At 72.4% G+C, this 20,340-nt stretch carries 16 protein-coding genes; 4 read left to right on the forward strand and 12 right to left on the reverse strand.

All coding sequences use genetic code 11. The annotated features are described in order from the left end of the window. Positions 1-31 precede the first annotated feature (31 nt). From ACIBCJ_RS24525 to ACIBCJ_RS24535, 3 genes are all read left to right on the forward strand, one after another. Positions 32-976, forward strand: a complete 945-nt coding sequence (locus tag ACIBCJ_RS24525; protein ID WP_365978430.1) for a sucrase ferredoxin — start codon at positions 32-34, stop codon at positions 974-976. Between the two features lie 118 nt (positions 977-1,094). Then, positions 1,095-2,798 (forward strand): sensor histidine kinase, encoded by a 1,704-nt coding sequence (locus tag ACIBCJ_RS24530; protein WP_365978431.1) that lies wholly within the window; start codon positions 1,095-1,097, stop codon positions 2,796-2,798. Further along, positions 2,795-3,475 (forward strand): response regulator, encoded by a 681-nt coding sequence (locus tag ACIBCJ_RS24535; protein ID WP_365978432.1) that lies wholly within the window; start codon positions 2,795-2,797, stop codon positions 3,473-3,475. Before ACIBCJ_RS24530 ends, ACIBCJ_RS24535 begins: the two co-directional genes overlap by 4 nt. Before the next feature lie 62 nt (positions 3,476-3,537). On the opposite strand, the gene ACIBCJ_RS24540 is transcribed toward ACIBCJ_RS24535, so the two are convergent. From ACIBCJ_RS24540 to ACIBCJ_RS24565, 6 genes are all read right to left on the reverse strand, one after another. Then, on the reverse strand, positions 3,538-5,130 hold the full coding sequence (locus ACIBCJ_RS24540) for a cation acetate symporter (RefSeq protein ID WP_362101336.1): 1,593 nt from the start codon (positions 5,128-5,130) through the stop codon (positions 3,538-3,540). After that, complete coding sequence (locus ACIBCJ_RS24545) at positions 5,127-5,708, reverse strand: DUF485 domain-containing protein (RefSeq protein ID WP_365978433.1); 582 nt, start codon at positions 5,706-5,708, stop codon at positions 5,127-5,129. The genes ACIBCJ_RS24540 and ACIBCJ_RS24545 overlap by 4 nt, the downstream gene beginning before the upstream one ends. A gap of 69 nt (positions 5,709-5,777) precedes the next feature. Then, the gene (locus ACIBCJ_RS24550; protein ID WP_362101342.1) at positions 5,778-6,467 is read right to left on the reverse strand and encodes a response regulator transcription factor; all 690 of its coding nucleotides are present in this window, start codon (positions 6,465-6,467) and stop codon (positions 5,778-5,780) included. Beyond that, positions 6,464-7,618 carry a histidine kinase gene (locus tag ACIBCJ_RS24555; RefSeq protein WP_365978434.1) on the reverse strand — a complete coding sequence of 385 codons (1,155 nt, stop codon included), beginning with the start codon at positions 7,616-7,618 and terminating at the stop codon, positions 6,464-6,466. Before ACIBCJ_RS24555 ends, ACIBCJ_RS24550 begins: the two co-directional genes overlap by 4 nt. Continuing rightward, positions 7,615-8,139, reverse strand: a complete 525-nt coding sequence (locus ACIBCJ_RS24560) for a DUF1453 domain-containing protein (RefSeq protein ID WP_362101349.1) — start codon at positions 8,137-8,139, stop codon at positions 7,615-7,617. The genes ACIBCJ_RS24555 and ACIBCJ_RS24560 overlap by 4 nt, the downstream gene beginning before the upstream one ends. A gap of 288 nt (positions 8,140-8,427) precedes the next feature. After that, entirely contained in the window at positions 8,428-10,551 is a 2,124-nt protein-coding gene (locus ACIBCJ_RS24565) for a DNA topoisomerase IV subunit B (RefSeq protein ID WP_362101352.1), read from the reverse strand. A 440-nt stretch (positions 10,552-10,991) separates the two neighbouring features. Here ACIBCJ_RS24565 and ACIBCJ_RS24570 point away from each other — a divergent pair, with 440 nt between their 5' ends. Further along, positions 10,992-11,222, forward strand: a complete 231-nt coding sequence (locus ACIBCJ_RS24570; protein ID WP_007445070.1) for a hypothetical protein — start codon at positions 10,992-10,994, stop codon at positions 11,220-11,222. 111 nt (positions 11,223-11,333) lie between these two features. Here ACIBCJ_RS24570 and ACIBCJ_RS24575 read toward each other — a convergent pair whose 3' ends face one another. From ACIBCJ_RS24575 to ACIBCJ_RS24600, 6 genes are all read right to left on the reverse strand, one after another. Continuing rightward, positions 11,334-12,191 (reverse strand): serine protease, encoded by an 858-nt coding sequence (locus tag ACIBCJ_RS24575; RefSeq protein WP_365978435.1) that lies wholly within the window; start codon positions 12,189-12,191, stop codon positions 11,334-11,336. A 154-nt stretch (positions 12,192-12,345) separates the two neighbouring features. Continuing rightward, positions 12,346-13,878 carry an RNA polymerase sigma factor gene (locus ACIBCJ_RS24580; RefSeq protein WP_365978436.1) on the reverse strand — a complete coding sequence of 511 codons (1,533 nt, stop codon included), beginning with the start codon at positions 13,876-13,878 and terminating at the stop codon, positions 12,346-12,348. Positions 13,879-14,303: 425 nt separating this feature from the next. Then, complete coding sequence (gene whiH / locus ACIBCJ_RS24585) at positions 14,304-15,191, reverse strand: sporulation transcriptional regulator WhiH (RefSeq protein ID WP_362101361.1); 888 nt, start codon at positions 15,189-15,191, stop codon at positions 14,304-14,306. A gap of 162 nt (positions 15,192-15,353) precedes the next feature. Further along, complete coding sequence (locus ACIBCJ_RS24590) at positions 15,354-17,408, reverse strand: ATP-binding cassette domain-containing protein (RefSeq protein ID WP_365978437.1); 2,055 nt, start codon at positions 17,406-17,408, stop codon at positions 15,354-15,356. A 124-nt stretch (positions 17,409-17,532) separates the two neighbouring features. Then, positions 17,533-18,291: an NUDIX hydrolase gene (locus tag ACIBCJ_RS24595; RefSeq protein ID WP_362101367.1), complete on the reverse strand. Its 759-nt coding sequence runs from the start codon at positions 18,289-18,291 to the stop codon at positions 17,533-17,535. Between the two features lie 366 nt (positions 18,292-18,657). After that, positions 18,658-20,226 carry a DUF4192 domain-containing protein gene (locus ACIBCJ_RS24600; RefSeq protein ID WP_365978438.1) on the reverse strand — a complete coding sequence of 523 codons (1,569 nt, stop codon included), beginning with the start codon at positions 20,224-20,226 and terminating at the stop codon, positions 18,658-18,660. Positions 20,227-20,340 lie beyond the last annotated feature (114 nt).

The following is a 20,340-nucleotide window of genomic DNA, read 5'->3' on the forward strand; positions in this document are numbered from 1 at the left end:
TCGCGGCCTAAGTCAGGTTAGGCTCACCTCTGTGAGTACGTGCTCAGTCGTCTCCCGGGACCTCGACGAGCCCGTTCCGGGCACCGCACCCGTCGCGAGGACCTGGCTGCTGCTCGAACAGCCCGGGCCGTGGGGCGCAAAGGCGCTCACCGCGAGCCACCTGGACCCCGCGCTGGGCCGCGCCCTGGACGCCGCGGCGAAGGGAACGGGGGTGCGCGTCGCCCTCATCCGCCGTCCCGGGCGCCACGCGGACCAGGGGGCGCCGGCCGAGCGCAGGGTGTACGCGGCCCACACCGTGCCGGGCGACGTGTGGCTGCACGGCGCCACGATCGAGGACCCCCGCCGCCTGCTCGATCTCGACTTCGCGGCACTCGGCCGGGGCGATCGCCGCACCTTCGACTCGGTGCTGGGCGGCGCCCCGCACCCGGGCGATCCGCTCGCCCTCGTCTGCACCAACGGAAAACGCGACCGGTGCTGCGCCCTTCTCGGCAGGCCCCTGGCTGCCGAACTCGCCGCGTCCGGAGCCGACGGCGTCTGGGAGGTGACCCACCTGGGCGGCCACCGCTTCTCGCCGACCGTGCTCGTGCTGCCGCACGGTTACGTCTACGGCCGGGTCCAGGCCCACGTCGTCAAGGAGATCCTGCACGGTGCGCGGGAGGGCCGGATCGCCGTCGAGGGCTGCCGCGGGAACTCCGCCTGGGAGCGCCCCGGCCAGGCGGCCGAGCTGGCCCTGCGGTCGGCCGTCGACGAGGACGCGGCCCAGGCGCTGACCGTCGTACGCACCGACGGCGCCGCACCACGCTGGGAGGTGACCCTGGCCCATTCGGACGGCCGCCGGTGGCGGGTCACCGTCGTCCAGGGAGCCTCGCAGCCGCCGCGCCCGGAGAGCTGCGGAGCGTCGGTGCTGGGTGCACCGGCGCGGATGGAGGTCACCGCGGTGCGCGCGCTGTCGGCGCCGGCGGTACTGGCGAGCTGACGCTGCGGGCCCGGGTGCCGCCGGAGGCCCGGGCGCCGCCGAAGGCCCGGGCGCCGCCGGCGATAGATGCGCCACACCCCCCTGGGGCCCGCCGCGCCTCCCACGTACCGTCGTGGCCATGAGCTCCACTCCCCCCGTCCGCCGACGGCGCCTGGGCCTGCCGCGGCGGGTGTTCTCGCAGGTGCTGCTGATGCAGCTGGCGATCGCCGCCGGTGTCGCCGTGCTCGCGACCGGGCTGTTCCTCGCGCCGCTCGGCGACCAGCTGGACGACCAGGCGATGCGCCGGGCGCTGGCGATCGCGCAGACCACCGCTCAGCAGCCGCAGGTCGTACGGGACCTGCGGACCACCCGGCCGTCGGCCGACGGACCGGTGCAGCGGGAGGCGGAACGGGTCCGCGAGGCCACCCGGGCGGAGTACGTCGTCGTGATGGACCGCGAGGGCGTGCGCTGGTCGCACACCGACCCGGAGCGGATCGGTCAGGTCGTCTCGACCGACCCGGGCCAGGCGCTGTCCGGCCGCGAGATCATGGAGATCGACGACGGCACGCTGGGCCGCTCCGCCCGCGGGAAGGTGCCGCTGCGCGACAGCGACGGCGAGATCGTCGGGGCGGTCTCGGTGGGCATCGCGTACGACAGCGTCCGGGCGCGGCTGATCCACGCCATCCCCGGCCTGTTCGCCTACGCCGGTGGCGCGCTGGCCGTCGGCGCCCTGGCGTCCTGGCTCATCTCGCGCCGGGTGCAGCGGCAGACCCGGGACCTGGCCTTCTCGGACATCGCGGGCCTGCTGGCGGAGCGCGAGGCCATGCTGCACGGCATCCGGGAGGGCGTCGTCGCCCTTGACCGCGGGGGCCGGATGCGGCTGCTCAACGACGAGGCGCAACGCCTGCTGGGCATCGGCGGCGAGGCGATCGGCCGGTTCCCGGACGAGGCACTGGGTGCGGGGCGCACCGCCGACGTCCTGGCCGGCCGGGTGACCGGCACCGACCTGCTGACCGTACGCGGCCAGCGGGTCCTGGTCGCCAACCGGATGCCCACCGACGACGGCGGCGCCGTCGCCACGCTGCGCGACCGCACCGAGCTGGAGCAGCTCGGCCGGGAGCTGGACTCCACGCGCGGCCTGATCGACGCCCTGCGGGCGCAGGACCACGAGCACGCCAACCGCATGCACACGCTGCTGGGGCTGCTGGAGCTGGAGATGTTCGACGACGCCGTGGAGTTCGTCGGAGAGGTGGTGGGCGACCACCGGGTCACCGCGGAACAGATCACCGAACGGATCCAGGACCCCCTCCTCGCCGCCCTGCTGGTCGGCAAGGCCACCGTCGCGGCCGAACGCGGGGTGGCGCTGTGGGTCTCGGACCGGACGCGGTTGCCGGACCGTCTGGTCGACCCGGGAGGGCTCGTCACGATCGTCGGCAACCTGGTCGACAACGCCCTCGACGCCGCGGCGGGGACGCCGCACGCGCGCGTGGAGGTGGAGCTGCGTGCCGAGGGGCGCGCCGCCACGCTGACGGTGCGCGACACGGGACCCGGCATACCGGTGGACCACCGTGAGCTGGTGTTCACGGCGGGCTGGTCCACCAAGGAACCTCCGGCACACCGCGAACGCGGGATCGGGCTGTCCCTGGTGCGCCGCCTGGCCGAACGGCAGGGCGGCAGCGCCACCGTCGGCGAGGCGTACGGCGGGGGCGCGGAGTTCGTCGTGGCGCTGCCCGAGGCCCTGACGGAACCCGGCCCGGAGCCCGTTCCCACCGTCCCCGCGGCCGCCGCCGCCGCTATCGCCCCTGCCCCCGCCCCCGCCCCCGTCGAGGAGGAGTCCCGATGATCGAGGTCCTGGTCGTGGACGACGACACGCGGGTTGCGCGCGTCAACGCCGCGTACGTCGAAAAGGTGCCGGGCTTCCACGTCGCCGCCGAGGCACACAGCGCGCTGGAGGCACTGGGCGCCGTGGAGCGGCTGCCCCGCCTGGACCTGATCCTCCTGGATCACTATCTGCCGGACCGGACCGGTCTGGAGGTCGTCCGGGAGATGCGGCGACGAGGCGTGCAGACCGACGTGATCATGGTGACGGCCGCGCGGGACGTGTCGACCGTGCAGGCGGCGATGCGCCAGGGCGCCCTGCAGTACCTGGTGAAACCGTTCGCCTTCGCGGGTCTGCGCGCCAAGCTGGAGGCGTACGCGCAGCTGCGCCGCACACTCGACGGCGGCGGTGAGGCGGAACAGGCCGAGGTCGACCGGATCTTCGGCGCCCTGTCGGCACCGTCCGAGCCGGGGCTGCCGAAGGGGCACTCCCCCACCACCGCCGAACTGGTACGCCAGTGCCTGCTGAAGGCCGACGGACCGCTCTCCGCCCAGGAGATCGCCGAACGGACCGGGGTGAGCCGCCAGACCGCGCAGCGCTATCTGAAGCTCCTGGAACGCACCGGACGGGCCGTACTGACCCTCAAGTACGGCGAGGCGGGCCGACCCGAGCACCGCTACGCGTGGGCGACCCGCGCCTGAGACGCCCCTCGGGCACCAAAACCGTCGAGGCCGGCCGGAGTGACGGCACGCCGTGGGCCGCCCTATGCGGCCCCCGCCCCGGTGAGCGACCGCACCTCGGTCTCGGCGTGCTTGGCCTCGTCCGGGATCTCCGGCGAGGTGACCGTGCCCAGCCAGCCGGCGACGAAGCCCAGCGGGATCGAGACGAGGCCGGGGTTCTGCAGCGGGAAGCACTGGAAGTCGACGCCCGGGAAGAGCGACTGGGGGCTGCCGGAGACCACCGGGGACAGCAGCACGAGCACCACGGACGGCACCAGGCCGCCGTAGACCGCCCAGACCGCGCCCCGGGTGGTGAAGCCGCGCCAGAACAGCGAGAAGAGCAGCACCGGCAGGTTGGCCGAAGCGGCCACGGCGAAGGCGAGGCCGACCAGGAAGGCGACGTTGAGATCGCGGGCGAGCAGCCCGAGCCCGATCGCGACGGCGCCGATACCGACCGCGGCGACCCGCGCCACGGCGACCTCGCTGCGCGGCTTGGAGTGGCGACGCCGCAGGGACGCGTACAGGTCGTGGGCCACGGATGCCGAGGACGCCAGGGTGATGCCGGCGACCACCGCGAGGATGGTGGCGAACGCGACGGCGGCGACGACCGCGAACAGGACCGTCCCGCCGGTCGAGTGCGCGCCGCCGCCCAGGTCCAGGGCGAGGAGCGGCACCGCCGTGTTCCCGGCGGCGTTCGACGCGCGTACGGCGTCCGGGCCGATCAGGGCGGCGGCACCGAATCCGAGGACGATCGTCATCAGGTAGAAGCCGCCGATGAGGCCGATCGACCAGACCACGGACCGCCTCGCGGCCCGCGCGGTGGGCACGGTGTAGAAGCGGGACAGGATGTGCGGCAACCCGGCCGTGCCCAGCACCAGGGCGAGACCCAGGCTGATGAAGTCGAAGCGGGAGACCCAGTCCCCGCCGTAGGCCAGGCCCGGCGCGAGGAACGCCTCTCCGTGGCCGCTGCGCTCGGCCGCCGTGCGCAGCAGCCGGTCGACGTCGCCGTGGAAGCGCACCAGGACGAGCGTGGTCAGCGCCACGGTGCCGCCGAGCAGCAGGACCGCCTTGACGATCTGGATCCAGGTGGTGGCGCGCATCCCGCCGAGTGACACGTAGATCACCATGAGGGCGCCGACACCGATGACGGTCCACGTCCGCGCCGCCTCGGACGTCCCGCCCAGCAGCAACGCGACGAGGCTGCCCGCACCCACCATCTGCGCGACCAGGTACAGGACGGAGACGGTGACCGAGGAGGTACCCGCCGCGATCCGGACCGGCCGCTCCCTCATCCGGGCGGCCACGACGTCCGCGAGGGTGAACCGCCCGCAGTTGCGGACCAGTTCGGCGACCAGGAAGAGCACGACGAGCCAGGCCACGAGGAAGCCCACCGAGTAGAGCATGCCGTCGTAGCCGTAGAGCGCGATCAGCCCCGAGATGCCGAGGAAGGAGGCGGCCGACATGTAGTCGCCGGAGATGGCAAAACCATTCTCCATCGGCGAGAAGAGACGGCCGCCCGTGTAGAACTCCTCGGCGGACCCCTGCCGACGGCGGCCGACCCAGGTGGTGATGCCGAGCGTGACGGCTACGAACGTGCTGAACAGCAGCAGTGCCAGCGCCTGGTGGTCTCCCGTCATGACGCACCGCCTCGCACGCCGCGCGTCAGTTCCTGGGTGTCCCAGCGCAGCTCGAGCGCGGCCCGGTCCCTGCGCAGCCGGGCGTGCCGCGCGTAGGCCCAGGTGAGCAGGAACGTGGTCAGGAACTGCCCGAGCCCCGCGACCATCGCCACGTTCACCGCACCGGCCACCGGCCGGGCCATCAGGGCGGGCGCCGTGGTGGCGGCCACCACGTAGGCGACGTACCAGAGGAAGAAGGCGGTGACCGCCGGCACGACGAACCTCCGGTACCGGCTGCGGACCTCCTGGAAGGCCGCGCTGCGCTGGACCTCCAGATACACGTCGGCGGCCGCGGCCCGGGACGGCTCCGCGGCGACGTCCCGGCGCATCGACGGCAGCGTCGGCTCGGGGGCTCCGGGACCGGCCGATTCTCCCCACCCCGAGGCGAGCGCGTCGTACCACGGGTCGTCGTACCGCGGGTCGGCGTACCCACCGTCCGGGGCCGTCTCGACAGGGGCTCTGCCCGGTACGGCGCGGTGGTCGGCCGTGCGCTCGGGACCGCCCCCGGTGCCGCGGAGCCGATCGTTGCTTGACTGCATGCCCAAGGATGGACAGAACGGGAAGAGCCCCGACACATCTTCCTCACGCACTTCACCCCATCAGGTGATTCATCCCCTCGGTGGCCGCACCAGTCCCTTCCCGTAGGCGTAACGCACCGCCTGCGCACGGTCCTTGACGCCGGTCTTGGCGAACAGGTTGTTGATGTGCGTCTTCACCGTCGCCGGTGAGACGTGCAGCCTGCTCGCGATCTGCTGGTTGTTGAACCCTTCGGCGATGAGGACCAGCACCTCGGTCTCCCGCGCGGTGAGCCCGTCCGAGGAATCGGGAGGCCCCGTCGGCCGCGGCTCGGACTCGGACTCGGAAAGGCGCTCCAGCAGCCGCCGTTGGATGCTGGGAGCAAGTCCCGCGTCCCCGGACAGCACGCCGTGCACCGCCCGGACGATCTCGTCCCCGCCCGCGTCCTTGGTGAGATAACCGCGCGCCCCCGCTCGCAACGCGGGGAACACGGACGCGTCGTCCGCGTACGTCGTGAGCACGACCACCTGCGTCGCGGGGTGTTCGGACCGGATCCGGCGGGTGGCCTCCACTCCGTCGCATCGGGGCATGCGCAGGTCCATCAGGACCACGTCCGGCGCGAGTTCGGCGACGAGCCGCACCGCCTCCTCGCCGTCTCCGGCGGCGCCCACGACCTCCACTCCGGGGAGCAGTCCGAGCAGCATCACGATCCCCTCGCGCACCACGGTCTGATCATCGGCGACCACCACCCGCGCGGGCCTCTGCTCGCCTTCCTCCGTCATACGGGCACCTTCAACGTCACCACGAACCCCTCCTCGCCCGGACCTGCCGACAGCGAGCCGCCCAGCAACTCGGCACGCTCCCGCATGCCCAGCAGACCGTACCCACCTCCGGTGCCGGTGCCTTCGCCGGACGGGCCCCCCGAGTCCCGCACGTCCAGCATCACTTCGTGGGCGCCGTACTCCAGCCGCACCCGCACCCGGGCGCCGGGGGCGTGCCTGCGGGCGTTCGTCAGCGCCTCCTGGGCGACTCTGCGCACGGCTTGCGACGCCTCGGCCGGCAGCGGTCTGCGATCCCCCGTAATGGTGACGTCCGCCGCGCCCTCGGCCATGTCGACGAGCTGGGCCAGGAAGTCCTCCAGCGGCGTCAGATCGCCACGGAGCGCGGAGAGCGCCTGGCGGGTCTCGGCGAGTCCCTCCCGGGCCATCCCGCGTGCCGCCACCACCCGGTCCAGGATCTGCCGGCGGTCGGCGTCCCGCTCGATCAGCAGCCTGGCGGCCTCCAGGTGCACCAGCTGCGCCGAGAGGCTGTGCGCCAGCACGTCGTGGATCTCCCTGGCGATACGGGCCCGCTCCGCGAGTGCCGCGGACTCGGCCTCGGCCGCCCGGGCGGCCCGCTCCTGGGCCAGCAGCCGCTGCGCGCTGCCCCGCGCCTCGGCGTCGAGCCGCAGGACGTAACCGGCGAGAATCAGGCCGGCCACCGTGGCCGCCGTGGCCGGCCATGCGTCGTCGCTGGCCACGGCGTAGCAGGGCAGCGCCACCGAGATCACGGGCAGCGCCGCCGCGACGGGCATCCGCTCCAGGGCCATGACGGCGCACCCGCACCAGATGACCAGAGCGGGGACGCCGAAGCCGACGGACCGGGCGCCGACCGCGATCGCCAGCAGCACGGCGACCAGGGCGAGGGACGGCCACAGGCGATGCGCGAGCGTGGTCCGGAAGAAGGCATACGCGGCGCACACCGCGGCCAGCAGGCCGACGACCGCCGCGACCGAGCCCCAGCCGTGCAGACGGCTGCTGGTGAACGCGCCCCACAGCAGCGCCCCCAGCACGACCAGGCGCACCCCCCGGGCGAGCAGGCGCCGGGGGCGTGAGACGCCCTCGTGCAGGAGCGCCTCCCGGGAAGGCCACCTCGTCCAGACGTTCTCCGTCACGCGGGCTCCTTCCGGGCCGGCCGGGACACGCGGTCACGGTACGCCGGGGTCGGTGCACCGGCCGGACGCGCGGCCTGGACGCGCCAGGCCAGGACCGCGGAGCGGACCAGCAGGGTCGCCGCGAGGGCGAGCAGCAGGGCGGAGCTGTCCTGCCGCACCCCCAGGGCCGCTCCGACCCCGTAGAGACCGGCGCGGAGCACGATGCCCGCGGTCCACACGGCGACGCTCGCCCGGCTGCCCCTGCCCCACACACCGCCGTCGGACTCGACCCATATGCGGGTGGTCCAGGCCCAGCCGGCGCCGGTGACCAGGCCGATGAGCAGCTCGGCGGCGAGCAGCAGCACGGCGGCGGTGTGGTGGTGGGTGTCGATCACGCCCGGTTCACGCAGTGCGACGATGCCCAGCACCACGGGCAGCACCCACCAGCGCCGGTCGGTGTCGATCCGGCCGGCGCGGAACTGGCGGACGATCACCAGGACGGCCGCCGCCGTGACGGCGAGCGCGTCGACGAGCCCGGACATCGTGCCTCCCTGAGCGGAGAAGGTGATGCCGGCAGCGGTCCCGCCGGCGTCTTCGACGTTACGGAAGCGGCGAGGTCACGGGATCGGAGCCCGGGTGGATCATGGGTGGAGACCGGTCCGCCGCACGGCTCCACCCGAGGGTGGAGCCGTGCGAGAGCCCGGGGCGATGGTGCGGGGCGGCAGTCCAAGGGCCCGGAGCGGTGGCCCGGCGCGGCAGTGCGGGCGTGGGCCCCGACGCGGGACCGGGCCCGGTGTCGCTCCCGGGCCCGGTCCGACGGCTGAGCATGCTCACGCGTCGATGCGCGACCGGTCCAGCGTGGCCGCGGAGCTGGAGATGAACTCCTTGCGGGGAGCGACGTCGTTGCCCATCAGCAGGTCGAAGACCTGCTCGGCGGAGTCCAGATCGGTGAGGTTGATCCGGCGCAGGGTGCGGTGACGCGGGTCCATGGTGGTCTCCGCCAGTTGGTCGGCGTCCATCTCGCCCAGACCCTTGTAGCGCTGGATGGAGTCCTTGTACCGGATGTTCTTGCTCTGGAACTCCATGAGCTTGTCGCGCAGCTCACGGTCCGAGTACGTGTAGACGTACTTGTCCTGGCCCTTCTTCGGCTGGATCAGCTCGATGCGGTGCAGCGGCGGCACCGCGGCGAACACCCGTCCCGCCTCCACCATGGGCCGCATGTACCGGTGGAACAGGGTCAGCAGCAGGGTGCGGATGTGGGAGCCGTCCACATCGGCGTCGGTCATCATGATGATCTTGCCGTAGCGGGCCGCGTCGATGTCGAAGGTACGGCCCGACCCGGCTCCTATGACCTGGATGATCGCCCCGCACTCGGCGTTCTTCAGCATGTCCGTCACGGACGACTTCTGGACGTTGAGGATCTTGCCGCGGATCGGCAGCAGCGCCTGGAACTCGGAGTTCCGGGCGAGCTTGGCCGTGCCCAGGGCGGAGTCGCCCTCGACGATGAACAGCTCGCTGCGGTCGACGTCGTCGCTGCGGCAGTCGGCGAGCTTCGCGGGCAGTGAGGAGGACTCCAGGGCCGTCTTGCGGCGCTGGGCGTCCTTGTGCTGGCGGGCGGCGATGCGGGTGCGGGCCGCGGCGACGGCCTTCTCCATGACCACCCGGGCCTGCTGGGCCGCGTCACGCTTGGTCGAGGTCAGGAACGCCTTCAGTTCCCTGCTGATCACGGTGTTCACGATCCGGCGGGCCGCCGAGGTGCCGAGGACCTCCTTGGTCTGACCCTCGAACTGCGGCTCGGCGAGCCGGACCGTCACGACCGCCGTCAGCCCTTCCAGGGCGTCGTCCTTCACGATGTCGTCCTCGGCGACGCGCAGCATCTTCTTGGCGCGCAGCACCTCGTTCATCGTCTTGGCGACGGCCTGCTCGAAGCCGGCGACGTGGGTGCCGCCCTTGGGCGTGGCGATGATGTTGACGAACGACTTGACGGTGGTGTCGTACCCGGTGCCCCAGCGCAGCGCGACGTCCACACCGAGGTCGCGGGTGACCTCGCTGGGCGTCATCTGCCCGTCCTCGTCCAGGACCGGGACCGTCTCCTTGAAGCTGCCCTGTCCGCTGAAGCGGAGGACGTCGCAGACCGGCCGGTCGCCGGCCAGGAACTCGCAGAACTCGCTGATGCCACCGTCGAAGCGGAACGACTCCTCGCCCTTGCTCCCCCCGTCGCCCAGACCGAACTCGTCGCGCACGACGATCGTCAGGCCGGGCACCAGGAACGCGGTCTGGCGGGCCCGCTGGTGCAGCGTGTCCAGGGAGAGCTTGGCGTCCTTGAGGAAGATCTGGCGGTCCGCCCAGTACCGCACGCGCGTGCCGCGGCGGTTCTTGGGAACCTTCTTGACCTTGCGCAGTCCGCTGCCGGGCTCGAACCTGGCGTCCGGTCCGGTCTTCGCGAAGGTGCCCGGGACGCCCCGACGGAAGCTGATGGCGTGGGTGTGCCCGCCGAGGTCGACCTCGATGTCCAGGCGGGCGGACAGGGCGTTCACCACGGAGGCGCCGACGCCGTGCAGACCGCCGGAGGCGGCGTAGGCGCCGCCGCCGAACTTGCCGCCGGCGTGCAGCTTGGTCATGACGACCTCGACGCCGGACAGGCCGGTCTTGGGCTCGACGTCGACCGGGATGCCCCGGCCGTTGTCCCGGACCTCCACCGAGGCGTCGTCGTGGAGGATCACCTCGATGTGGTCGCAGTAACCACCCAGGGCCTCGTCGACCGAGTTGTCGATGATCTCCCACAGGCAGTGCATCAGGCCACGGCTGTCGGTGGATCCGATGTACATGCCCGGACGCTTGCGCACGGCCTCGAGCCCCTCGAGGACGAGCAGGTGCCGCGCGGTGTAGTTGGATCCGTCCCGGTCTGCTCCTGCCAGCAGCGCAGTGGACGGCACGGATGTCTCGGCGGTCACGCGGTTCGCTCCTCGCTGAATTTCAGATGGGGCCCCGCTGGGTAAGGGCGCGGCTCGGTTCACCGGTCAGAGGGTACCGAGGCCTGGTAGAGCCGTTGTAACGCCACCCTCGTCTCCGGCTCACCCTAGTCCAGAGTCGCATGCCTGTTCGATCCCTCGATGGGGTGAAGTACACATCACGTTCCCTTCGAGGCATGAACCATTTAGGCTCCGGGCACGTCCTCATGAACAAACCGGCAACCCAGCCGGCCGGACCGACACTGACCGACAGCGCGAACCCGTACGACACAGAGACACGCACTACGGCACATTCGCCGCCAATCGGCAACAGCCGGCCCCTCGGAAAGTTTTTTCGAGGAAAAGCCACGAGCGGGAACGTTTTGGGGCTGGTTGGATGTTGACCCTGGTACGACAGCTCGTCGAGCTAGAGAAGAGGCGACGTGACTACTGTTCTGACTTCCGCAAGCCCGCTGACGGCCGCCGATCGCTGCGACCGCTGCGGCGCCCAGGCATACCTGCGCGTCGTCCTGCTGAGCGGCGGAGAACTGCTCTTCTGCGCCCACCACGGGCGCAAGTTCGAGCCGGAACTCAAGAAGATCGCCGCTGAGATACAGGACGAGACGGAGCGGCTGACGGCCGTTCCGGCATCTTCCGCCGAGGAAGAGCGCTGACCCGACGCGCCCGACGACGAGCCGAATCGGCTGAGGCCGATGAGCGGGCGGCCGCCTCCGGATCCCGGAGGCAGCCGCCCGTACTCGTGCCCGGCAGGCTCTCAGCGGCCCTCAGCCGCCCCCGTGCTGCCGTGCGGCAGCGCCGTCCCAGCCCAGCGTCCGCAGCACCGACGAGACGCGCGTGTAGACGCCGGGGCTGCCCGGGCGCCCGCAGCCACTCCCCCAGGACACGAGGCCGATGAGCCTCCCCTCGCCGACCAGCGGCCCTCCGCTGTCCCCCTGACAGGCGTCCCGGCCGCCTGCCTCCTGTCCGGCGCAGAGCATGGTGCTCGCGAGGTACCGCCCGTCGTCGCTCCCTGGATACGCGCGCTCGCAGGACGCGTCGGGCAGCACCCGTACGCGGGCCGCGTGCAGACCGTTCGCGTAGTCGCCGGCCCCCGAGGTGTCGCCCCAGCCGTAGACGAGAGCCGCGGTGTCGGCCGTGTACGCCCGGTCGCCCTCTGCCGCCATCCCCAGGACGGAGCCCGCGGGAAGCGCCTCGGAGAGGGTGAGCACCGCGAAGTCGCCGGCGTTGCTGCTGTTGTCGTGCGCCGGATTGACCCAGACGGAGCGGATCGGGATCTCCTGGCCCTGGTCCGAGAGCAGATCGGTCCGGCCGGCGATGACCCTCAGGTCGTCGACCTCCTCCGGCGGCGACCCGAGCACCTCCTCGCCCAGACAGTGGGCCGCCGTGAGCACGGTGGTCCGGCCGACGGCCACGCCCCCGCAGAACTGCCCCGCCCGGGTACCTCCGAACCGGTCACGACTGGACAGGGCCACGGTCCACGGACTGTCGGACACCTCGACCGGGAACCCTCCGACGACGATGCTGTCGGCGGCGGCGGGGGCGGCGGTCCCCAGCGGTATCGCGGTCGCGGCGGCCGCCAGCACCAGCGGCCGGGCCAGTGTCCGGGCAACGAGACGACGCATGCGGGCTCCTCACTCACAGGTGGTCACGAGACACCCAGAGTGATCCAGTACGCCGTGCCGCGCACCCGCTGCCCCAGCGCGAAGGCCCGGTTCCGCACCTGGCGGGACCGGGCCTCGTCGCTCGTACCGTGGTCGCCCTACGGGCTGCCGCGACCTAGTCGAGGTAGTCGCGCAGCACCTGGGAGCGCGACGGGTGGCGCAGCTTCGACATGGTCTTCGACTCGATCTGGCGGATGCGCTCGCGCGTGACGCCGTACACCTTGCCGATCTCGTCGAGGGTCTTCGGCTGACCGTCGGTGAGACCGAAGCGCATGGAGACGACGCCCGCCTCGCGCTCGGACAGGGTGTCGAGAACGGAGTGCAGCTGCTCCTGCAGGAGTGTGAAGCTGACCGCGTCGGCCGGGACGACCGCCTCGGAGTCCTCGATGAGGTCACCGAACTCGCTGTCGCCGTCCTCGCCCAGCGGGGTGTGCAGCGAGATGGGCTCGCGACCGTACTTCTGGACCTCGATGACCTTTTCCGGGGTCATGTCGAGCTCCTTGGCCAGCTCCTCCGGGGTGGGCTCGCGGCCCAGGTCCTGGAGCATCTGGCGCTGCACACGCGCGAGCTTGTTGATGACCTCGACCATGTGCACCGGGATACGGATGGTGCGGGCCTGGTCGGCCATCGCGCGGGTGATCGCCTGGCGGATCCACCAGGTGGCGTACGTGGAGAACTTGTAGCCCTTGGTGTAGTCGAACTTCTCCACCGCGCGGATCAGACCGAGGTTGCCCTCCTGGATGAGGTCCAGGAAGAGCATGCCGCGGCCGGTGTAGCGCTTGGCCAGGGAGACCACCAGGCGGAGGTTGGCCTCCAGCAGGTGGTTCTTGGCGCGGCGGCCGTCCTCGGCGATGATCTCCAGTTCGCGCTTGAGCTTCGGCGCGAGCTTGTCGGAGTTCGCCAGCTTGTCCTCGGCGAACAGACCGGCCTCGATGCGCTTGGCGAGTTCGACCTCCTGCTCGGCGTTGAGCAGGGGGACCTTGCCGATCTGCTTGAGGTAGTCCTTGACGGGGTCGGCGGTGGCGCCGGCCGCGGCGACCTGCTGCGCCGGAGCGTCGTCCTCGTCCTCGTCGGACAGCACGAAGCCCGCGTTCTCGGTGCCCTCGGGCTCCTCCGTCGCGGCCTTCGGCTCCTCGGTCGCCTCGTCCTCGAGGAGCTCGCCGTCTTCCTTCTTGGCGGTGGTCTTCTTGGCCGCCGTCTTCTTGGCGGTCGCCTTCTTCGCGGTCGCCTTCTTGGCGGTGGTCTTCTTGGCCGCCGTCTTCTTGGCGGGAGCCTCTTCCTCGGCGGCGGGCTCGGAGGCGGGCGCCGCCGGGGCGGCGGGGGCGGCCGCCTTCCTGCTGGTCACCGGCTTCGCAGCGACCGTCTTCGTGGCGGTGCGCTTGGCGGGACTCTTCGCTGCGACGCTCTTTCGGGTGCGCTTGGGCTCTGCGGCACTGACCATCAGCGTCACACCCTCTTCCTCGAGGATCTGGTTGAGGCTGCGCAGTACGTTCTTCCACTGAGTGGCCGGAATCTGGTCAGCTTCGAAGGCCCGACGCACGTCATCGCCGGCGATCTGCCCCTCAGCCTTTCCCCGCTCAATGAGCGCCATGACAGAGACGGACTCGGCGATCTCCGGCGGGAGCGTACGGGATGTGCTGGCCGACACGAACAACCTCTCGGAACGTTGAAAAACGGCTTCCGGCCCCGTCCACGGCGGACGGGAGCCGACCACCGGCTTGGGATGGGCCGACGGTGCGGGCGGGCCGGGAGATGCACAGCGCCGTGAACGACGGCTGTATTCCCTCCGCGGCTGTCACCTCTTAGGTCATCGTGTTGTTCCCAAGAGCGTTACGCCCAATCCGCGTGGCCCGAGTCACACCCCGTAAGCGATCAAAACCGGTCAAATATGGATGGAAAAGGTCACCGACTCATGGCTTCCGGGCACCGTGGGAAGGCTCAGCCTCTCATCACACCGTCGGACCCCGCGAAACCCTCAGCGGGTCCGCGGGGTCCGACGAGGACGACGGCGGCCGACCACTGCCACAGGAGGGGTTTGGCGTGCCCGGACCGCGCCGTCGCGGCGGAAAGCGGTCAGTGCTCGCGCGGGGCGGGCACCACGCGTTCCACCTCGGGGTGGACGGTCAGAAGCTGGCGCATGGCCGCCTCGGCCGCCGAGCCGTCGCCGGTGGCGAGGGCGTCGACGATTCTGCCGTGCTGGGCGAGCGACGCGTCGTTCGGCCGGTCACAGCCGGTGACCGGCCCGCCGGAGACGTGAAGGGCGGCCGAGACGATCCCGGAGAGATGGTCCAGCATCCGGTTGCCCGCGACCTGGATGAGCAGGGTGTGGAACTCGGCATCGGCACGGGAGAAGGTGAGCGCGTCCCCCTGCCCCATGGCGTGTCCCATGATCCCGACCATGTCCGACAGCCGCTGCTGGACGTCCTCGCGACCGTGCCCGGCGGCCAGGCGCGCGGCGAGCGGCTCGATCGTCCAGCGCAGCTCGTTCAGCTCGCGGCGCTGGTCGTCGCGCTGCGGTCCGAAGGCACGCCATTCGATGATGTCCGGGTCCAGCAGGTTCCAGTCACTGACGGGGCGCACCCGGGTGCCGACGTTGGGGCGAGCACTGACCAGCCCCTTGGCCTCCAGGACGCGAAGGGACTCGCGCACCACGGTGCGGGAGACCTCGAAACGCTGCCCGATCTCCTCGGGCACCAGCGGGCGGTCGGCACCCAGGTCACCCGAAACGATCATCTGGCCCAGCTGCTGGACGAGTTGCCCGTGCAGCCCGCGTCCGCGGTTTCCCGTGGTGCGTCGGCCCACGCGGCCCAGCTCGGGCTCCACTCCTTCCCAGGAGGGCGCTCCGACGCGGTCGACGGCAGGCGTCTCGGCGTACGGGTAGCGGTCGAGTTCGCCCGGGTTCACGAGGCCGGAGTCGGCGGAACGGGCGGCGGTCATCATGGTGTGCGCAAGGGTACTCACGCATCCTTTGTCGGCGCGGATCCCAACTCCCTTGAGGTCTTTGGTGAAAAGCACACGAAAGGGTGATCGCTCACCCCGTCGCAATTGACGCCTTATCGGAAAGAAATGGGCTTTCCCCGGGGAGTTGCGCGCACGGTCGGAACGTCAGGGCATGGACAGAGGTCATCGGGCCCTGCTGCGCAGGGTCATGAGCAGATACGCGCAGAGCAGGGTGGTCAGCGACAACGTCATTGCGCCGCCCACGGGTTGGGAGACGAGAGTCAGCACCTCCACCACGTACCGCTCGCCTCCGAACGGCCACTGGGTCAGCAGGATCTCGCGCACGCGCAGCGGGAGGCCGGCGGCCGTCCGTACGGACGGGCCCTCCCAGACCTTCTGTACGAGCGGTACGACGACGACCGGAACGGCGACGACCGCCGCCAGTCCGGCGGTGGTGGACCGGAAGATGCCCGCGGCGAGCACGCCGGACCAGGCGCATCCCACGACGAGTCCGAGCCAACCGGCACTCAGGGCGGACCAGTCGGCCGGGACCTCCGAGAACTCCGGCCCGTAGAACAGGCGCAGCACTTGAGCGTCACAGCCCACCGTCAGGGCTGCAAGCAGCAGCGCCACGACCGCGGAGACGAGGAGTTTGGCGGTGAGCAGACCCATGCGGCGGGGCACGGTGCCGCGGTCCGCCGCCAGCGCGGGGTGGCGGAACTCGTCGCCGAAGGCGAGCGCGCCGAGCAGCCCGGCGCCCAGCGCCGCGGGCGGCAGCGGGAACTCCCGGGGCCAGGCGGCGAGGAGCCGCGGCTGCGGGGTGTGTCCGATCCGGGCCAGCACCACGGCGGTGGCGGCGGACACCAGGAGCACCAGGGCACCGACGACGAACCCGGTGCCCACGCCCGTCGCACGACGCAGTTCGTAGCGCAGCGGCCGCAGGGGGCTGGGGGCGGAACGGACCGAGATGGGAGGCGGAAGCGTGACCGCCGGCTTCCGTCGCCTCGCGGGGCCGGGCGTGAGGACGCCGAACGGGCGCGGGGTACGGTGCGGGCCCGTGTCGGGGGCGGCGGACTCGGAGGCTTGCGGGTGACGGCCGGGGGCCGGGGCGTGCCGGGGGCCGGGGGCCCTGTGAAGGGCGGTCCCGGCCGCGGGGCCACCGGGATCTTCATGGGTGGTGGGCACCTGCCGGGGGGCGCCGAGGGGCCGGACGTCGGGGTGCGGCTGTGGGGTGCCGACGTGAGACACCGGGGGGCCTGCGAGCGTCGGGCCGGGCCCGCTCGGCGTCCGGGAGCCCTGCGCACGTTCGCCGGACGTCTCCCGTCGCTCCTGGTTCCGGGCTGCCGGGGCCTCATCGGCACCGGGCCCCATGTCGCCCACCTCGTCGGCCAGTTGGTGCACCAGGATGCCGTGCCGGAAGGCCGTCTCCCCGACGTCGGCGCACGTACTGCCGTACACCGCGAGCCGGTTGCCGCCCTCGCGCACCACCTCGACGGAACGGCGTGCCGTGCGGGCCTCCTTGGCCACCAGAGCGGCGAGGCGGGCCGCGTGCGGGCTGCGGACGGCGACGCGGGGGCGCAGCCGGGTGCGGGAGAACTCCGCCGCCTCCTGGTCGGCGACGACTCTGCCCCGCTCCAGTGTGACGACGCGGTCGGCGCCGCGCGCGGCCTCCTTGGGGTCGGGCGTGGTGAACAGGACCGTGCCGCCCTGGGCGGCGTGGGCGCGCAGCACGTCGTGCAGATGCCGTGCGTCGGGGACGGAAAGGGCGCAGGCGGGGTCGTCGAGGACCAGGGTGTGCGGATCGGGTACCAGAGCGCAGGCCAGGCCGAGGCGCCGGTCCATGCCCCGGGAGAGAGTGCCGAGGCGTTCGTCGCGCAGGTGCGCGAGTCCGGCCGACTCCAGGACCTCGTCGGCTCTGCGCACGGGGACGCCGGCGGCCGCGCACAGCATGCGGAGATGGCCGCGCACGGTACGCGCCGGGTGGCCCGGAACGTCCCCCAGCAGCACTCCGACCTCGCGGGAGGGGTGGGCGATGCGGTGCAGGGGGCGGCCTCTGAAGTGGGTGAGGCCACGGCCGCGTTGCAGCTCGAGCATGAGTCTGAGGACTGTCGTCTTGCCGGCGCCCGATGCTCCGAGCAGTGCGGTGACGCGGCCCGCGCGCGCCTCGAACGACACGTCGTCGGCGGCGGGCGGGAGCTCTTTGCGGGGGTTGCTGGTCAGTCCGAAGGCCTGGATCACCCGAAGCAAGATAGCGTGCTATGTCCGGTTTTCCGGGCACCGCACGGCCTGCCGGGGCGGGGGCGGCACCCCGTCATGAACCCCTCGCAGGCCACCGGCACCGGGAATCCGCCCGGCCTCGGCGTCACACCTCGGGGCGCAGCATCGGGGGGTTGAGGAGGGTCGCGCCACCGGCGCGGAAGAGCTGGGCGGGACGGCCGCCCTGGCGGGTGGTCGTCCCGCCGGTGGGCACGAGGAAGCCCGGCGTCCCCGTCACCTTGCGATGGAAGTTGCGGGGGTCGAGCGCCACGCTCCACACCGCCTCGTAGACGCGGCGCAGCTCACCGACGGTGAACTCGGGCGGGCAGAAAGCGGTGGCCAGCGACGAGTACTCGATCTTGGAGCGGGCTCGCTCCACCCCGTCCGCCAGGATCTGGGCGTGGTCGAAGGCGAGCGGCGCCACCGCCTCGCCGGTGGGGCCGTAGCCGCTCTGTTCCAGCAGCTCCTCGACCGGCGCCCAGCGGGCGTCGCCGGCGTCACCGCCCGCCCGGGGTGCGGGCAGGTCGGGGGCGAGCGCGAGGTGGGCCACGCTGACCACCCGCATCCGGGGGTCGCGTCCGGGGTCGCCGTAGGTCGCGAGCTGCTCCAAATGTGCGCCGCTGTCCTCGGCCGGGGCGGCCGGGTCGTGGACGCGCAGCCCGGTCTCCTCGGCCAGCTCCCTCGCCGCCGCCTGCGCCAGGTCCTCGTCGGCCCGTACGAACCCGCCGGGCAGGGCCCAACGGCCCTGGAACGGCGACTCGCCCCTGCGTACGGCCAGCGCGCACAGGGAGTGGCGGCGCACGGTCAGCACGACCAGGTCCACAGTGACGGCGAAGGGCGGAAAGGCTGACGGGTCGTAGGGCATGCGGCGATCTTAGTCGTCTGCCTGACGATAAACACTCCCTTCGCGGGCCGCTTCGGGCACTGATCCACTTCCTCCCGCTCGGCGTCCACGACTTGCCCCGGCCTACCGCACGAGGACGCTTCGTCCCAGGTCAGCATCGCGTCGGCGGGTGAGGCCGCCGGCGGGAGGGCCGACGGGTGGCCAGGAGGCGGCAGGCCGGCCTCCAGCGGCAGCCGCGATGCCGGCCGGGTCGGCACCGGAGACGGCACGAGCGGTCACCACGTGCGACGGCAGCAGCCCTCCAGGCGGGGCACCACCCACCCGGACGCGTATCCGGTGCCCCACGGTGGCGACTGCGGAGACGCCCCCACCGCACGACCGACCGCCTCAGGAGCCCTCACTGGCACCACCGGTCCCGTGCTCTCCCGCACACCCTCCTCGCGGGCGCACTTCCCGCTGCCCGCCCGCGGCCGGCACCCCCGGATCGTGGAGGCGGCCCCGGCCGGTCCGTGCGGCCCCGGAGCGGCCGGCCGGGGAAGGGGTGCGGGGACGTGCGGTCCCGGCACCCCGTCCGTGCGCCTGCGCCCTCGCCCGGCGCCGGGCGCCGTCCGCCGGGGCGAGGGTGCCGGAACGGCGTCGGCGGCCCGGCGGCAGGGCGGCCGCGGGCTCGGCGGGCTGAGGTCCGGCGCAGTCCGGGTCCGTGGGCGCCTCGCTAGGTCCGGCCTCGTCCGCGGTGACGTCTCCGGTGCGTCCGCCTCCCTCCCGCCCCTCGCGCAGGCAGCGGCGGATCGACTCGGGGTCGAGGCCCTCGTTGCAGGCCTGGTGCAGGAGCCGGGCGAAGAGGTAGTCGGGGTCCGCGCCGAGGGCCATGGCCAGCGCCTCCCGCGCTTCCAGTTCGTCACCGGTGGACCAGGCGACCCAGCCCGCGAGGGTGAGGGGTGCGGCCGCGTGCTCGCCGTACGGCCCGACGCAGCGGCGGGCCAGGGCCCGCCAGAGGCGCATCGCGGGCGCCGCCTCGTCACCCTCCATCCACGCGGCCGCGCGGTCCCGTGTCGTACGGTCCTGGAGGCCGAGGATCAGGGCCGCCGCCTCGTCGTGCCCGAGCAGGTGGTCGTCGCGGAGGTCCTCGGCCGGGACGCCGGACACGGGTGGGGCCCCGGCGAGGCGCCGCATGACCCGCTCCGCGGTCTCCAGGGTCTCTTCGGCGACCTCGGACCGGCCGCCTGTGTCCAGAATGCGGGAGACCAGCGTCGTGGCGGACGCGTCGAGGGCGGCCGTCTGCTCGACCACCGCCCCGTCCTCCCACGGAAGCAGCCTGGCGCGCAGCTCGCTGAGCGAGCCGCGCACCTGGATACCGGCGTAGGTGGCCGCCGCGGCCAGCACCGACGTACCCGGCAGCCCCATGGGAAGGCCGCCGGCCGGGCAACAGGCTTCCTCGTCGCAGCAGTACGACCAGAAGCGCCCGGCCGAGATGCACAGCGCCTCCACGACGGGGACGTCCAGGGCACCGCACTCGACGCGCAGCTTCTGGGCCAGCGGCCGCAGCCGCTCCATCACGTCCCGTCCGGTCTCGCCCGGACCCGGTTCCTGGCACAGGTAGGCGACCATCTGCTCGGGGCGCACCCCTCGCCGCTCGCTTCCGGTCACCAGGCCGTGGACCAGTTGTCCGGCCGCACCCGCCCAGTCGTCCGGGCAGGCCGGGATACCGAGTCGTGCGCGCCCGCCGAAACGACCCCGCCCGTCCTTCTCACGCAGGGCGGCCAGGACGATGCTGTCCTCGGGGCGGTACCCGAGCAGGTACGGCAAGGCGTCGGCGAGTTCGGCGGGGGTGCGCAGGGTGACCTGGTGTTCGTCCGCGGGGCCACCGCACGGGGCGTGATCCGCCCGGGACGACATCGAGGCTTCCGTGATGTCACCGTTGTCGGAGGATCCAGTCGTTTCGCTGTGGTTCGTCATGACTCGACGATCTCGCGGATCGACATGTTCCGCTTTGCCCTGTGGATAACTGCCGACAGGGCCATGCCATTTCCCTCATCACCGCGGGGCCTCGCTCCGTCCGAACCGGCGGCC

The organism is Streptomyces sp. NPDC051136, assembly GCF_044455745.1.
GTDB lineage: Bacteria > Actinomycetota > Actinomycetes > Streptomycetales > Streptomycetaceae > Streptomyces.